Raw genomic sequence first — 15,361 nt, forward strand, 5'->3', positions numbered from 1 at the left:
TGGATTGTTAGTATGTAACATGAGAGTTACTCCTTAGTTGTTTTGAACAAAGATTCGACACCTTTATCAAAACGGGTAACTCTCAATTTTTCAAATCGAAATGTCAGGTCTGGTCGGAACTAATTCAATTTACTGTCCGGGATTAGTTGACCACTACAGAACAACAATATTATCAGGTGACAGTTTATCTATATCAACTTCATACTCATCGAAAAGTAAAAAGCTAGCGACACTTTGATCTGCAATAGTAGAATCTTTTTTTACTGCATCAAAAACTAACTCAATTGGAACCCTTTCAATTAAAACATTTTCATTGTTATGAGACAAACCTACACAATAACCATCAGAAACCCTCTGTGTCTTGGCAAGATCCTTTTGTACATATTCTTCGTTGCGACAACGTGACAAGTCACGCATATGAGCGCATGAGAATGGAGTTTTATACTTTCTTTTTACAGACTGTATAGCGCTATTAAACTCTTGACCTCTTCGTGTTTGAAACAAGTCTTGAAAGACATTCCAGTCTAAATAAATTGATTTCATTTATGCTACCTAACTCCTACTAAACTCAAAAACCTAACGCCGCGTTAAGTAGTGAGCAACGCGAACCACCTAACCTAAACCTTTACACCGTATACACTTAGCCCAACTTTGAATGCAAAACGCCAAGCGTTGGGAATCTGCCTTAAACGCCTTGTTATGCGAATTTGCACGCATAAGCCTACTTGGCCCAATGCAGACTACCTTAAGCACGAAAAACCACAAACAAACCAAACACTTTTTGTGATTCAAGAAACAGCAGAGTCACTATGTTACAGCCAAAGTCCCGACAACCACGAAATACGGCCTTTCAGCAACAATGTTGCTTTTAAACCACCTAACTTCGCAGCGACGAACATTCAACAAATACTGACCATCGATAGCCTTGCTCTTTCCACACTTGGAGCCAGTGGAACTCGCCACAAACCAGCACTGAAAACCAATGAGGCAACCCGCGAATGTTGGCATGTTTTACGGCCTAAGAGATTCATGAAATTGAGTCGATAATGCTAAGTTGCCGACACCGAAAATGGATGGCCAAAGAGAACGAAAACGAGAGATGAGATAATTTTTCTTACAGTCGCATAACGCCCCACTAAGGTGCGAGTAATAGTTGGCTAAAATGTGTAGCGAAGCGAAACCGAGCCAACTGTTACGAGTCACGCCTTAGTGGCTTGTTAGGTGCGATATTATTGATGTATATATTTACCATTATTATCAACAAATACCATGCCTCTAGCTGTATACCTTTTACTCTTTAACCAAGCTTGTGTTGTAAACTCAACTAGATCACCTTGGTTGGTAGAACTTAACCATTTTGATGGAAAAGTAACTACTTTCTCGTAATTTTCTTTTAGTGTAATGCCTAGCTTGCCAATATTTTTACTTTCAATTGCACTCACGTTGGTGACAGTTTCATTAACCACGACAAAACAAACCGTTTCTTTATCTTTTGTACAATATGCTTGAGCACCTTTGTCAACACGCCACAGCACGTCTTCAGCCAATATTGGAAATGCCAATGTCCCAAATAGCACTGCAATTAAAGTATTATTCATAGCACCTAACAATTTATTCTACCCCAAAATGTCGGAACATAAACCGACAAAACGGGCTGTATTACATACCCGCATAGTCCCACGGAACAAACTCCAAGTAAACAATCGGTTGCAGCCCGCAAAAACACACTTGTGTAAAAACCAGATAAAACAGCACGTAATAATGTTATTGGACAATAACCAAAACACTGTCTATACATCCAGTACCAACCTTACCAAATGGAACGTTCATGGAATCACCTTTTCTACTCATGCTGCAAGAGCAGATGTACCTACGACGTTATGCCAAACGCACCATTGAAGCGTACCTGAAATGGACTGCTGCATTTATTAGCTTTAACAATATGCGACACCCTACAACTATGGGGGATAAAGAAGTTGAACTATTTCTTAACCACCTGGTAAATGAACAAAATGTTGCTCAAGGCACACAAGCGCAGGCATTAAACGCCTTATGTTTTTTGTATAAAGAAATACTCAAAATGCCATTGTCTTTACGACTAAACTTTATCAAAAGCCAACGTCCTCGTAAGTTACCTGTTGTATTGACAAAAGAAGAGGTTAGTTCATTACTCACAATGTGTAGCACTCGTCATTACCTGTCTTGCGCCTTACTTTATGGCAGTGGCCTAAGGTTGATGGAAGCAATGAGGCTTCGGGTTAAAGGTATCGATTTTGATTATCTCTGTCTTCGAGTATGGGACGGTAAAGGCGGTAAAAACAGAGTTGTGACGCTCGCTAAAGAGTTAATTCCCCTACTAAGAAGCCAAATCCTCCAAGTAGAAAATTATCTGTAACTTGACCTACAAAATCCTCAGTACTGTGGCGTATGGTTACCCCACAGACTAAGGCACAAATACAATGGTCACGAAAAGCAGTTGATGTGGCAGTATATATTTCCTTCTCACAAGCTAAGTGTTGACCCAGAAACAAAACAACTCAGACGGCACCACATTGATGAGAAGCAAGTTCAAAGAGCAGTTAAAAAGCAGCGTATTTAGCTGGGATCACTAAGCAGGTAACACCGCATACATTACGGCCCTCTTTTGCGACACATCTGCTGCAAAATGGCGCTGGTAAAAGAACAATACAAACTCAACTTGGCCATAGTGACGTCCGGACAACTCAGATTTACACGCATATTATCCAGCAAGGAGGCCAAGGAGTGGTAAGTCCAATTTCTCACCTCCCACAGCGAATCAAATAACAGACAATAAAAAACCGCTTTAATCTCTTAAGGCGGTTTTCACAAATCTAAGTCGGGGATTAGCCCGACCTACAATTCATTACTCAGCATAAGTCTCTACAGCTGGGCAAGAACAAATAAGGTTACGGTCGCCGTATACGTCGTCGATACGGGTTACCGTTGGCCAGAACTTGTCTTTTGCTACTGATGCGACCGGGAAGGCTGCGTAGAAGCGGTCGTAGGCACGATCCCACTCGTTGCCCAGTACGTCTGCCTGGGTGTGTGGTGCAAACACCAGTGGGTTGTTTTCTACTGACCATTCGCCATTTTCTACTTTAGCGATTTCAGCGCGGATAGAGATCATGGCTTCGATGAAGCGGTCGATTTCTACCTTAGACTCAGACTCCGTTGGCTCGATCATCAGCGTGCCAGCAACCGGGAATGACATAGTCGGTGCGTGGAAACCATAGTCCATAAGACGCTTAGCCACGTCCATTTCAGTGATGCCTGAGCTTTCTTTAAGCGGACGCAGGTCGATAATACATTCGTGGGCAACACGGTCGTTGCGGCCACGGTAGAGTACCGGGTAGTGCTTGCTTAGCTTCTCTGTCAGGTAGTTCGCGTTCACGATGGCCATTTCAGTGGCCTGCTTCAGACCTTCGCTGCCCATCATGGCAATGTACGCCCAAGAGATTGGCAGGATAGCTGCTGAGCCGTAAGGTGCCGCAGAAACTGCGCCGTTACCTTCGTTGGTGCCAGCTACTTTGATCACGCTGTGGTTAGGCATGAATGGTGCCAGGTGTGATTTAACACCGATAGGACCAACACCCGGGCCACCACCACCGTGCGGGATACAGAATGTTTTGTGCAGGTTCAAGTGCGATACGTCAGAACCGATTGAACCCGGGCTGGTTACGCCAACCTGTGCATTCATGTTCGCGCCGTCCATATAAACCTGGCCGCCGTGCTGGTGAACGATTTCACACACTTCGCGGATAGCTTCTTCGTATACACCGTGGGTAGACGGGTAAGTAACCATGATACAAGACAGGTTCTCAGATACGTCTTCTGCCTTCGCACGCAGGTCGTCCAGATCAATGTTACCGTCGCTGTCACAACCAACCACAACCACTTTCATGCTGGCCATTTGCGCCGACGCCGGGTTAGTACCGTGCGCAGAGCTTGGGATCAGACAGACGTTACGGTGACCTTCGCCACGTGACTCGTGATATTTACGAATAGCGATCAGACCCGCGTATTCACCCTGAGCACCTGAGTTAGGTTGCAGTGATACTGCATCGTAGCCCGTGATGTTAACCAGCCAGTCGTGCAGCTCAGTCATCATCACCTGATAACCCTGTGCCTGCTCTAACGGGCAGAATGGGTGTAGTTCAGCGAACTCAGGCCAGGTGACCGGGATCATCTCAGCGGTCGCATTCAGCTTCATGGTACAAGAGCCCAGAGAGATCATAGAGTGGTTCAGTGCCAAATCTTTGTTCTCAAGACGCTTGATGTAACGCAGCATCTCAGTTTCGCTGTGGTAGCTGTTGAAGTTGTCGTGTGTCAGTACTTCGTCATCACGTACCAGGCTCGCCGGAATACCAGTAATGCCATTTGCAGCAACTTCACTGTCCAGTGCAGCTACATCTAAGCCATGGCCTTCGCCCAGGATGATGTCGAACAGTTCAGCGATGTCAGCACGAGTGGTGGTTTCGTTCAGTGCAATTGAGTACTCGCCAGCGTGGTTGATGGCAAAGTTCACTTCGTTTGCAACGGCGCGCGCGACTACCGCGTCTTTGTCTGCGTCGTTAGCAACCACTGTGATGGTGTCAAACCAGGTGTCGTGCTTCAGTGCTACGCCTTTGGCTTTCAGGCCAGTTGCCAGAATGCTGGCGAAACGGTTAATGCGCTCAGCAATGGTTTTCAGGCCCTGAGGACCGTGGTACACCGCATAGAATGCAGCCATGTTGGCCAGCAGTACCTGCGCTGTACAAATGTTTGAGTTGGCTTTTTCGCGGCGGATGTGCTGCTCACGTGTTTGCATTGCCATACGCAGTGCATCGTTACCTAAACGGTCTTTTGATACACCAATAATACGACCTGGCAGCGAACGCTTGTATGCATCGCGTGTTGCGAAGAACGCAGCGTGTGGACCACCGTAGCCCATAGGAACACCAAAACGCTGTGCAGAACCCAGTACCACGTCTGCGCCCAGTTTACCTGGTGCTTTCAGTAGCATTAAGCTCATGATGTCAGCCGCCACACAGGCAATCGCTTTTTTGCTTTGTACTTGTGCGATGATGTCCGTGATGTCAACCACTTCACCTGACGTAGTTGGATACTGGAACAGGGCACCGAAGATCTCGTGATTTGCCGCATCGCTTGCAGGGCCAACGATCACTTCAAAACCAAACTGCTCGGCACGGGTTGTGACTACGTCGATGGTTTGTGTGTGTACGTCTTCAGCAATGAAGAACAGGTTCGCTTTTTTCGCTTTAGAAACACGCTTAGCCAGCGCCATGGCTTCGGCTGCTGCGGTTGATTCGTCAAGCAATGACGCACTGGCCAGGTCAAGGCCGGTGATGTCCATGGTCATAGTCTGGAAGTTAAGCAAAGACTCAAGGCGGCCTTGTGCAATCTCTGGCTGATATGGCGTATACGCAGTATACCAACCTGGGTTTTCCAGTACGTTACGCAAGATAACGTTTGGCACGTGTGTCGGGTGGTAACCCTGACCGATGTATGATTTGAAGACCTTGTTTTTGCTTGCTACAGATTTCAGGTAGCTCAGCGTTTCTACTTCGGTACGGCTTTCACCAATTTGCAGGCCTTGCTCTAACAAAATTGAGCTAGGTACTGTCTGACCGATCAGCTCTTCAACACTCGATACTCCAAGCGCAGCAAGCATGTCACTCACCTGAGCCGGGCTCGGGCCAATGTGGCGACGAATAAAGTCTTGCTTTTGCTCTAGTTGTTCAAGAGATTTGGCGTTTGACATGTGTCCAGATTCCTATGATCCAAGTAAAAATGGGGGTGTCACTGTTGTTCGACCGGCCGGAGATTGGCTTAGCCTTCCGGAACGACGAAAATACCTTGGTAACAGTCACAGAGTTTAACAGTGTTGCCACGCCTTATACCAATTTGCTTAATTAAGTGTTCTATTTTGAGGCGAGAAAATATGTTCGATAACCAGGCAAAAATTTGCGAACTCATACCTTAGGTAAAGGTTCTAAATGAGAAATTTTTAACACAGTTAGCGTCATATTTGCTCCGTCAAATTGAACAAGTATTAAGTGAAATTGGTATTATACTGGGCGCAACTATAAAAGCCCCACACAGGGGGCTTTTATGGTATCTACAACGAATTAGTCTTCGTCGATGTTGGCTTCGTAGCCTTCTGCGTCAAGCAGGTTTTCAAGCTCGCTTTCGTCAGACGCTTTAACACGGAACAACCAGCCGTCACCGTAAGGGTCGTTGTTTACTGATTCAGGAGAGTCTTCCAGCTCTTCGTTAACAGCAACAATCTCACCGCCGATTGGCGCGTAGATGTCAGAAGCTGCCTTTACAGACTCAGCAACCGCGCAGTCTTCACCAGCGTCAACTTCGTCACCCACGTCAGGTAGGTCTACGAATACCATGTCACCCAGAAGTTCCTGTGCATGCTCAGTGATACCTACTGTGTAAGTGCCGTCGCCTTCAGCGCGAACCCACTCGTGTGACGTTGCGTACTTTAACTCGCTAGGAATGTTGCTCATTTTTTTGTTCCTTTGGTCGATTTATGTGGGCCATCGCCCGTTATTCTTTAATGCTCTGTTCGTTACAGAACCGACTTACCATTGCGTACAAAGCAAGGTTTAACCACTTTAACGTCTACCAGCTTTTTGCGCATTTCAACCTGAGCTGTGTCACCCGTAGAGCGAGGTACACGGGCCAAAGCTACGCTAAAGCCTAACGTCGGCGAGAATGTACCAGAAGTGATAACACCTTCGCCACCTTCTACGATAACTTTAGAGCCGCCGCGCAGAACGCCTTTGCTCTCAAGTACCAGGCCAACCAGCTTATCAGTGCTCTTGTCTGCACGTTGCTGCTCGATCACCTTACGACCGATAAAGTCACGCTCTGCCGGCTCCCAGGCAATGGTCCATGCCATGTTAGCAGCCAGTGGAGAAACGCTTTCATCCATATCTGAGCCATAAAGGTTCATGCCTGCTTCTAAACGTAGCGTATCACGTGCACCTAGGCCAGCCGGACGGACGCCCGCATCTAATAATTTTTGCCACAGTTGCGCAGCATCATCGTTGTGTACAACGATTTCGTAGCCGTCTTCACCTGTGTAGCCCGTGGTCGCAATGAACAGCTCTTCGGCTTGTACACCAAAGAAAGGCTTCATGCCTTCTACTGCTGCATTTTGCGCATCGCTCAGAATGGTCGCTGTTTTTGCTTTGGCATTTGGACCCTGTACCGCAATCATCGCGTACTCTGGACGCTCAGTGATCGCCACATCAAAGTCAGCAGCAACACCGTTCATGTGCGCTAAGTCTTTTTCGCGTGTGGCAGAGTTTACAACCAGGCGGTATTCAGTTTCAGTGAAGAAGTAGATGATCAAATCATCAATCACGCCGCCCTGCTCGTTCAGCATGCCAGTGTAAAGTGCTTTACCCGCTACTTTGAGCTTTGCCACATCGTTAGCAACCAGCTTACGCAGGAACGCCTGTGCATCTGCGCCTTTCACATCAACGATTGTCATGTGAGATACGTCAAACATGCCTGCGTCTTCACGCACAGCGTTGTGCTCTTCGATTTGTGAGCCATAGTTGATTGGCATTTCCCAGCCGTGGAAATCGACCATTTTCGCGCCAGCTTCTAGATGCTTGGCATGCAGTACTGTTTTAGAAGTCATACTCTTTCTTCACTTATTGTCATCACACATCCGGCAAGGTCCAGATTGTGTTCACCAGCGCAACACTGGCGATTGGGGTTAATTTGGGGCGTGTTCGTCTGAATGAGCAAAACCTTGCTCAACCAGTCGAGCCTGCCACAGGCTCAAAGATTCCTGATTTGCAATCAGCTGATAGTGCTGCTGACCCTGCTGTACTAAAGTGGTCACAAACACATCGCCACTTTGTTTACCATAGCAGGCCAGTTCATCTGAAATTTGCAGACCCGGCGTCAGAGAAAAACTGTTCAGCACCGTCTCAAGCGCTGCCTGACCACTCAGTTGAGCAATCGCCAGGTCGCTGCGACGTACCAGTTCAATATCGTAGTCACTGTCATGTTTACTTACCAGCGCAGAAAGGGCCTGAGCAGCGCTTTCACTCAGCACAAAACGGTAGGCTGTTTCGCTGAAGTAGTACACGGCAAAAGACTGACCGCCAACCAACAGACCTTGTACACCCAGCCCGGGTGCCATCAGTTTATTGAGGTTCAGCCCCAATTCCTGATTAAGAAAAGGCGTGGTTTCAAATCCGCTGAAATCCAGTACAACCAGATCCTGTGGCGAAAAAAGGCGATTTTCCGCCGCCACCGTACCCTGACGGTGTTTAGCGAAGATGATTGGCGTGCTCATCATGCGACTATCCTGATGAAATTAAGATGGAGAAAAGTATAGGGATCCGCCTGCGCAACAACAAATTGTATTTATTTATCGTTTGATAAATAATATTAATGTATTTGGGTTTTATAAATTGATTTTATTAATATGAAAAACTTATCGATTGATGGCCTGCGCACCCTGGTGACTGTGGTTGAAGTGGGCGGTTTTGCCAAAGCAGGTGAGCTGCTAGGCCTCTCTCAGCCCGCTGTGAGTTTGCAGATCAAGCGTCTTGAAGAACAACTGGGCTGTAAACTATTTAAAAAACAGGGTCAGCGCCAGGTACTCAATCAGTATGGTGAGCTACTGCTGCCTCAGGCCAAGCAAATGCTGCAATTCAACGATGGGATCATTCAGCAATTTACCTCAGAGAGCGTCACCGGCCGGGTGCGTCTGGGGATCCCCAGTGAGTTTGCCGCGCGTATTCTGCCCGCCATTATCGGCGATTTTGTGTCTTTATATCCGGATGTCGCGCTGGAAGTGAAATCCCGACTCAGTAAACACTTACTATCCGTATCACGCCAGGATCAGTTCGATTTGGTCCTGGCGCTAAACGAAGACCTTAATTCGTCTAACTACCCGGTGTTTATGCAGGACCAGCTGGTGTGGGTGGGCGACCTGTCTTTGGCACAACAACAAACTGTCACTTTGGTGACAGCGCCGGAAGGCTGCATTTATCGTCGCCGTGCCATCGAAGCATTACAACAGGCCGGGCTGCAATACCGCATTGTATATAGTAATGCGGATTTAACCGGCCTGACGGCAGCCCTCAAAGAAGGCCTGGGCATTACGGTACTGGCCAAAAGCACCGTGCCGGCTACGCTCAGTTACCAGGCGCAAACGTCCTTTTTGCCAGAGCTGGGTCAGATTGGTATCAGCCTGGTTAAAAACACCCAGGAGTCTGCGCACGCGGTGAATAAGCTGGCCGAGTTTATTGCACTGCGCTTGGGGTAAGCACTGCTTTTGAGATCCGCTCATAGTGTATCGAGGCGCTGCCTGTTCGTAGTTCCCGCATCAAGTGCGGGATGACAGAAAGTGGTGCGAGGTGATCAGCAGTGAATGCAGGGGTGGCGTTTAACAACCCCATTGTGTGGCTTTAAGCAGATCTGGCTTTGTATTAATGCAACTCGGTATCCCGGACAGAGAGCCGGGAACTACTCGAAGCTGACTGAAGGGTCCTCTCCCCTGGCAGTCACTTATTTATATTTGGGGAAGAAGTGCAATGCCAGACCAACGTTACCATACATACCAGTCTCTGTCGTAGAGATAGACTCATACATAAAATCGCTGCCCATATAATAGTAAATGCTCTTGCCCCAATTAGCTCCTCTCACCCCTTCACCTCGAGCGCAAGTCACTACACTGGCGCATGTTTTGGGATCATAGGTCTTCAGCAACAGATTGGAAGTATCGTAGTGCCAGTATAAAGACAACGCTTCGCTGTAATTTCGGCTCTTTTTTACCGCTGCATCAAGCTTTTTATCTCCCTTACGCGTATACTTATCTTTTGGCACGACATGCTTATGCTTTTCTGGCTCTTTGTATTCCAGTCTCTGTTTAACGAATTCCTGTGTGGCACTGTTCAGATGACGCCTGTGAATAAAAAAGACTTGGATATTGCGCTCGTCGCCGGATAGCTTTTTCTTGAAAAACAAAATACTGTCAAATTTATCGCTTCCAATATCAAAGCTGCGTGTGCCTTTCGTTGAGGGCGAGATCACAGAAAAGAAAGCGTAAGACGGATAATTTTTCTCAAGCTGTGCCTGAAACTCATAGAGATGCTTCCCGTTCGATTTCATTTTGCCAAAATTAATGTGTGTCGCAACGTAATCCCGGATATTTTGATTGATATTCGCTTCACAGATTTGTTGGATCCGCAAGCTGGTCTTTTCACTCAGAGCCTGTATGCCTTTGTTTGCATAACACAATTCATCATAAACCACAGATGGCAGTATCAGTGAATCACGATATTTCAGGTCATATATGGTGTTTGTACTGCCCATGTAGTCCAGTGTGTCGTCAAGGTATTGCCTTATAAGCAGGTTCCGCTCACGACACTTCATGTCTGAGTGGATCACACTCTGCATGTTTTCATACAGTACCCGGCCGATTCTGATAAAAGCGCCGAGATTGGTAAAAAACTGCAGGAAGAACAGATTCATTGCAAATTCTTCATGCCTGGTAATGGTGCCATGGCACTCAATCAGAGGCTCAATGACTTCATGCATGAGGTCTTTGGTATAGTTCTTTTTCTCAACGAGCGGGTAAAGTAAATTAGAGACTACCCCCAGGTTTCTTGCGATTTCTATTTTGTTTAGTAAATCCTGACAGGCTGTCTGACTTTTGTCTTCCAAATTATTAAACTTGTATAGATCTCTGCTGATGCTGTGGATCCCCCGCATCAGGTCATTAAACCGCAGAACTTCCTGATAAGTATGATAGTTGGCAATTAACTGTACCAGTTTTTGCTGATTTTTGAGCATAGCAAAGTGGAGATCATCCAGCTTATTCAGCGCCTCACTCAGCTTTTCGCTTTCCGTTACTTCGTTGTCAAAGATACTCGAAAACAAAAAGCTAAATAACACGGCTCCCCCCATACCAAAACCATATCTCAAACGATTTTTAGGCAAAGCTTTGCTATAAGCCTCCGCTCCTTCCAATATGGGAAGCATGGTGTTCTTTGAACGCACTCCGGTATAGGTACCCACTGCGGCTCTAACCAGACCATCCACCAGTTTTTGCTGGTTTTCTTGTACTTTGGTTTTTGTTTCTGACATATCTACTCCTGGACTACTTAGTTCCGCGATACTGTTTACTTCGATCCTAGCTACTCTGACGTATTGCAATACACATCAAGATAGGCAATGAATTAACTTGTTGATATTATTAACTAACCCACACCAAAAAGATATTTCACTTGCTTACATGCCTCTTTTGCATATCACAGTAAAAAATGACGGGTGGTAAGTTCGGAGATTGGTGGGTTATGGTGCCTGCGAGTTGCCTGTCTGTGGTTCCCGTATAAAGTGCGGAATGACGGGTGTTGGGTTTGATGAGTTATGCTTAATGCTCGCCCCAGTCGCCTGTTGGTAGTTTCCGCATCAAGTGCGGGATGACTGGGTTTGGGTTTGATGAGTTATGCTTAATGCTCGCCCAGTCGCCTGTTGGTAGTTTCCGCACCAAGTGCGGGATGGCTGAGAATGAACACGAGCTAACGCGCTTTGAGCTCGATAACCGGGTGATTAATCAGCCGATTTGAAAGGGCCACTGCTTTGCACACAGTAGCCCTTAGGCACCAGCTATTCGCCGATGGCCTGTTGTACAAATAAGTCTTTAATGGGGCCGAGGTTATCTACCACATTCAAACCCACACCGCGGACTAACTTTTTCAGCGGGTGACTGCCGCTGAACAGCTCCTTTAGCCCCTGCATCATCGCAATGTGCTTTTGTGCATCGAGTTTGCGGCTGCGCTCATACTCTCGCAGTGTTCGGTGAGAGGCAAACTCCTCACTGTCTTCGCTGAGTGCTTTGATCAGATGCGCAGCATCTTTAAGGCCCAGATTCATGCCCAATCCGGCAAGCGGGTGGATGGTATGTGCCGCATCGCCCATTAACACCACTTTTCCGGTTAACCACTGTTGTGCGTAGCGCATCGTTAGTGGAAATACTGCGCGCTCGCCCTGAACGCTGCACAAGCCACACTGGAGGTCACTGGCCGCACTCAATGCTTTGTTAAAGCTTTGCTCGTCCATCTCCATTAATTCGCGGGCATGGTCAGGTGCAGTTGACCAGACGATTGACTGGGTATGCGGATCAGATAAAGGCAACAGTGCCAGCGGGCCTTCTGGCAGGAACACTTGCCGCGCTGTGGCATCGTGAGGCTGCTCGGTTTTGATGGTCGCGACAATGGCATGATGGTCGTAATCCCAAAAGCTGATCGGCAACTTAAACTGGCTACGTACACCTGAGTTTGCCCCATCTGCTGCAACCAGCAATTTGGCCATTACCGGCATCCCCTGCTCCAGCGTGATCAGCACGTCGCTGTCAGTTTGGTGGATAGACTGGTAACGACTACCAAACATCAGACTTGCCTGACTGTGCTGCTGCAAAGCCTGGTATAGAGCATAGCGAATCGCATCGTTCTCAATGATATGACCCAGTTCAGGTAAAGCCAGTTGCTGTGCATTAAACTGAATACGGCCAAAGCTATCCGCATCGCACACCGACATTTTACGATAAGCCGTAGCACGCTGCGCTTTGATGGCGTCCCATACACCCAACGATTCAAACAGACTCTGACTGGCTAAACTAATGGCACTGACCCGCGCGGCATACGCCTCATTGAGTGGCTGCGGCTCAGGACCGGCATCCAGCACCATCACCGAGACATTGTGCTTTGCCAGGCCCAGCGCCAGCGCCAGACCAACACACCCACCACCGACTATGCACACTTGTACTTGTTGCATGATTATTCCTTACAGGGTTCGTCCCATGAGTTGTCGCGCCAGTGGCGCTTTCAGTTGTGAGAACAGGCTCATCGACAACAGGCCGCAACTGCGTCCCAATGCCAATATACGAGAATCATTAGAGAACAGCCTGACCAGTGCATCGGTTAGCGTCATAACACGGTGGATATCTGACTCGCGCGCGATTTTATAGCCGTGCGTAAAGCCATGACTGCCCCACTGCTGTCGGTCAGTCTTTTGCAGTTGCTCAGCCAGCGCCTGAATGTCACGCAGCCCCAAATTAAAGCCTTGTCCGGCAATCGGGTGAATGGCATGTGCGGCGTTCCCTATAAGTACGCAGCGATGATGCACCAGCTGCTCTACCCGTCCCAGTACCAGCGGATAACTGGTTCGTCTGCCAACCCGTTCAAACATCCCGGCACGATAGCCAAAGGCCGCTTGCAAACGAGTCAAAAATTCAGACTCTTCGCACTCGCTTAAAGACGCCAGTGCCTGCTCAGGCATACACCACACCAGAGAGTAGCGGTTGCTGCTCATGGGCAACAGCGCCATCGGGCCATGCTCTGTGAAACGCTCAAACGCCTGACCTTGATGCTTGTCGCTGATCTGTACGTTAGCAATCAGGGCACCTTGTGTGTATGCGACACTGTCAAAGCCAATATTCAGCTTGCTGCGAGTCGGCGATTGCGCCCCATCGGCCACAACCAGTAACTTACCCGACAGGCTCTCGCCATTGTCTAGCAACACCTCGACCTGCGCCCGTTGCTGCGTCAGCTTGGCTATCTTAGCAGGGCAATACAGTGCTATATCCAGCTTGCTGAGCTGCTGATGCAGATAAGCGCCATAAGGATTGACCTCAACCACATAGCCCAACGCGTTGACGGCAAACTCATCATGGGTAATTGTGGCTTTGCCAAAATGACCCCGATCTGACACATGTACCTGAGTGATAGGCTCAGCAAAATCCCAGTTTGGATCAAACAAGCCTAAAGCACGCAAATAAGATACCGATTGCTCGGCCAATGCCAGGCTACGGTCGTCAAAGCTGGGATGATGTGCAGTTTTAGGTTCAAAGGCTTCAATAACCGCTATCCGGCTATCGGGTTGCTGTTTTTTTATCGTGACGGCGGCCGTAGCACCTGCCATGCCGCCCCCCACGATTAACACATCAAAGTGTTGCAAGTCTTGCTCCTGCTTATCGTTATTCGCCTGAACGCATTAAAGCTTCTATCTCAGCAATGGTTTTAGGCACCGCTGCGGTGAGGTTTTCAAAGCCATCCGGGGTGACCAGTAAATCATCTTCAATTCGCACTCCAATCCCTTTAAATTGCTCCGGCACTTCGGCATCTTCATCAAAGTACAGGCCTGGCTCTATGGTCAGTACCATGCCAGGTTCAAATGGTCTGTCGGCTTCATCCAGTTTGTATTCGCCAACATCGTGCACATCCAGTCCCAGCCAGTGGCCAAGACCATGCATGTAGAACGCTTTACAAGCTTGTTTATCGAGTAACTCGTCCACTTCACCGGCGAGAATGCCCAAATCAATCAACCCTTCGGTCATCACTCGCATGGCCGCTTCATTGGCTTTGACCAAAGTGCCACCCGGCTTAACCTGCTCAAAAGCCGCCAGTTGTGAGGCCAGGACTAATTCGTACACCGCTTTTTGTGGCGCACTAAAGCGGCCACTTACCGGGAAGGTACGGGTAATGTCGGCAGCATACCCTTCAAGCTCACAGCCGGAGTCGATCAGGATCAAATCTCCGTCGGTTAATTCATCGCAGTTGTCGGTATAGTGCAAAATATTAGCGTTGTTACCCGAGCCCACGATGGTGCCATAGGCCGGGTGCCGGGCCCCATTCATGGCATAATGATGGTGGATTTCAGCTTCCAGCTGGAACTCGGTGGCACCGGGTTTAGCAAATTGCATGGCACGCTTGTGTGCATGCGCACTGATCTCGCCCGCTTTGCGCATCACTGCTATTTCAGCGTCTGACTTAAACAGTCGCATTTCATGCAGCAGTGGGCGTACATCTTTGATGATCTCAGGTGCCCGATAGCCTTTTTTCGGTGCGCTGCGCAATGTGCCAAGCAAGGCCCAGATCTTATCGTCAAACGCTGTGTATGTGCCCTGACCGTAATACAGTGCCTTACGACCATTCACCAACCCCAGCAGCTCGTCGTCCAGCTCGCTCAATGGAAAAGTCTGGTCCAGCTCAAGCGCTGCTTTGGCTTTTTCATGGCCCATACGTCGACCATGCCAAATCTCCGCCAGCTTATCTTTGTTACGACAAAACAGTGTCTGTTGTGTTGCGCCGTCTTTGTCTTTGCTCAGCACCAGTACCGCGTCCGGTTCTTTAAACCCGGTCAGGTAGAAAAAGTCGCTGTCCTGACGAAACGGATATTCAGTATCGCGGCTGCGGGTCAGCTCAACGGCGGCGGGGATCACCGCCACGGCGTTGTTATCCATCTGCGCCAGCAACTGAGTACGGCGCGTTACAAATTCCAAATTGGCTATCATCAT

Annotated in this window: 11 protein-coding genes and 1 pseudogene; 2 read left to right on the top strand and 10 right to left on the bottom strand. The window is 48.2% G+C overall.

Translation table 11 applies throughout. The features are described 5' to 3' along the window. Positions 1 to 153 precede the first annotated feature (153 nt). Together IY568_RS19505 and IY568_RS19510 are read right to left on the bottom strand one after the other, a co-directional pair. Positions 154 to 543 carry a hypothetical protein gene (locus IY568_RS19505; RefSeq protein ID WP_194868451.1) on the bottom strand — a complete coding sequence of 130 codons (390 nt, stop codon included), beginning with the start codon at positions 541 to 543 and terminating at the stop codon, positions 154 to 156. A 686-nt stretch (positions 544 to 1,229) separates the two neighbouring features. Next, complete coding sequence (locus IY568_RS19510; protein ID WP_194868452.1) at positions 1,230 to 1,598, bottom strand: hypothetical protein; 369 nt, start codon at positions 1,596 to 1,598, stop codon at positions 1,230 to 1,232. Between the two features lie 230 nt (positions 1,599 to 1,828). On the opposite strand from IY568_RS19510, the pseudogene IY568_RS19515 reads away from it, so the two are divergent. Then, a pseudogene (locus IY568_RS19515) lies at positions 1,829 to 2,805 on the top strand (integron integrase). Between the two features lie 79 nt (positions 2,806 to 2,884). On the opposite strand, the gene gcvP reads toward IY568_RS19515, so the two are convergent. The 4 genes from gcvP to IY568_RS19535 form a co-directional block, all read right to left on the bottom strand. Then, on the bottom strand, positions 2,885 to 5,782 hold the full coding sequence (gene gcvP, locus IY568_RS19520; RefSeq protein ID WP_125561968.1) for an aminomethyl-transferring glycine dehydrogenase: 2,898 nt from the start codon (positions 5,780 to 5,782) through the stop codon (positions 2,885 to 2,887). 367 nt (positions 5,783 to 6,149) lie between these two features. After that, positions 6,150 to 6,539 carry a glycine cleavage system protein GcvH gene (gene gcvH, locus IY568_RS19525; protein WP_010385245.1) on the bottom strand — a complete coding sequence of 130 codons (390 nt, stop codon included), beginning with the start codon at positions 6,537 to 6,539 and terminating at the stop codon, positions 6,150 to 6,152. 62 nt (positions 6,540 to 6,601) lie between these two features. Next, positions 6,602 to 7,684, bottom strand: coding sequence for a glycine cleavage system aminomethyltransferase GcvT (gene gcvT, locus IY568_RS19530; protein WP_058797543.1), 1,083 nt, complete (start codon positions 7,682 to 7,684; stop codon positions 6,602 to 6,604). A 78-nt stretch (positions 7,685 to 7,762) separates the two neighbouring features. Beyond that, complete coding sequence (locus IY568_RS19535; RefSeq protein WP_125561974.1) at positions 7,763 to 8,353, bottom strand: hypothetical protein; 591 nt, start codon at positions 8,351 to 8,353, stop codon at positions 7,763 to 7,765. Between the two features lie 129 nt (positions 8,354 to 8,482). On the opposite strand from IY568_RS19535, the gene IY568_RS19540 reads away from it, so the two are divergent. Further along, positions 8,483 to 9,328: a LysR family transcriptional regulator gene (locus IY568_RS19540; protein WP_125561976.1), complete on the top strand. Its 846-nt coding sequence runs from the start codon at positions 8,483 to 8,485 to the stop codon at positions 9,326 to 9,328. A 242-nt stretch (positions 9,329 to 9,570) separates the two neighbouring features. Here the strand turns inward: IY568_RS19540 and IY568_RS19545 are convergent, their stop codons facing one another. From IY568_RS19545 to pepP, 4 genes are all read right to left on the bottom strand, one after another. Further along, positions 9,571 to 11,151, bottom strand: coding sequence for a hypothetical protein (locus IY568_RS19545; RefSeq protein WP_194868453.1), 1,581 nt, complete (start codon positions 11,149 to 11,151; stop codon positions 9,571 to 9,573). Positions 11,152 to 11,673: 522 nt separating this feature from the next. Then, positions 11,674 to 12,840, bottom strand: a complete 1,167-nt coding sequence (locus IY568_RS19550) for an FAD-dependent monooxygenase (protein ID WP_125561980.1) — start codon at positions 12,838 to 12,840, stop codon at positions 11,674 to 11,676. A 9-nt stretch (positions 12,841 to 12,849) separates the two neighbouring features. Further along, on the bottom strand, positions 12,850 to 14,022 hold the full coding sequence (gene ubiH / locus IY568_RS19555; RefSeq protein WP_194868454.1) for a 2-octaprenyl-6-methoxyphenyl hydroxylase: 1,173 nt from the start codon (positions 14,020 to 14,022) through the stop codon (positions 12,850 to 12,852). A gap of 19 nt (positions 14,023 to 14,041) precedes the next feature. Then, positions 14,042 to 15,358, bottom strand: a complete 1,317-nt coding sequence (pepP, locus tag IY568_RS19560) for a Xaa-Pro aminopeptidase (RefSeq protein WP_194868482.1) — start codon at positions 15,356 to 15,358, stop codon at positions 14,042 to 14,044. Between the last annotated feature and the right edge of the window lie 3 nt (positions 15,359 to 15,361).

The sequence above is a fragment of the Pseudoalteromonas sp. PPB1 genome (genome assembly GCF_015356275.1).
GTDB classification, from domain to species: domain Bacteria; phylum Pseudomonadota; class Gammaproteobacteria; order Enterobacterales; family Alteromonadaceae; genus Pseudoalteromonas; species Pseudoalteromonas rubra_D.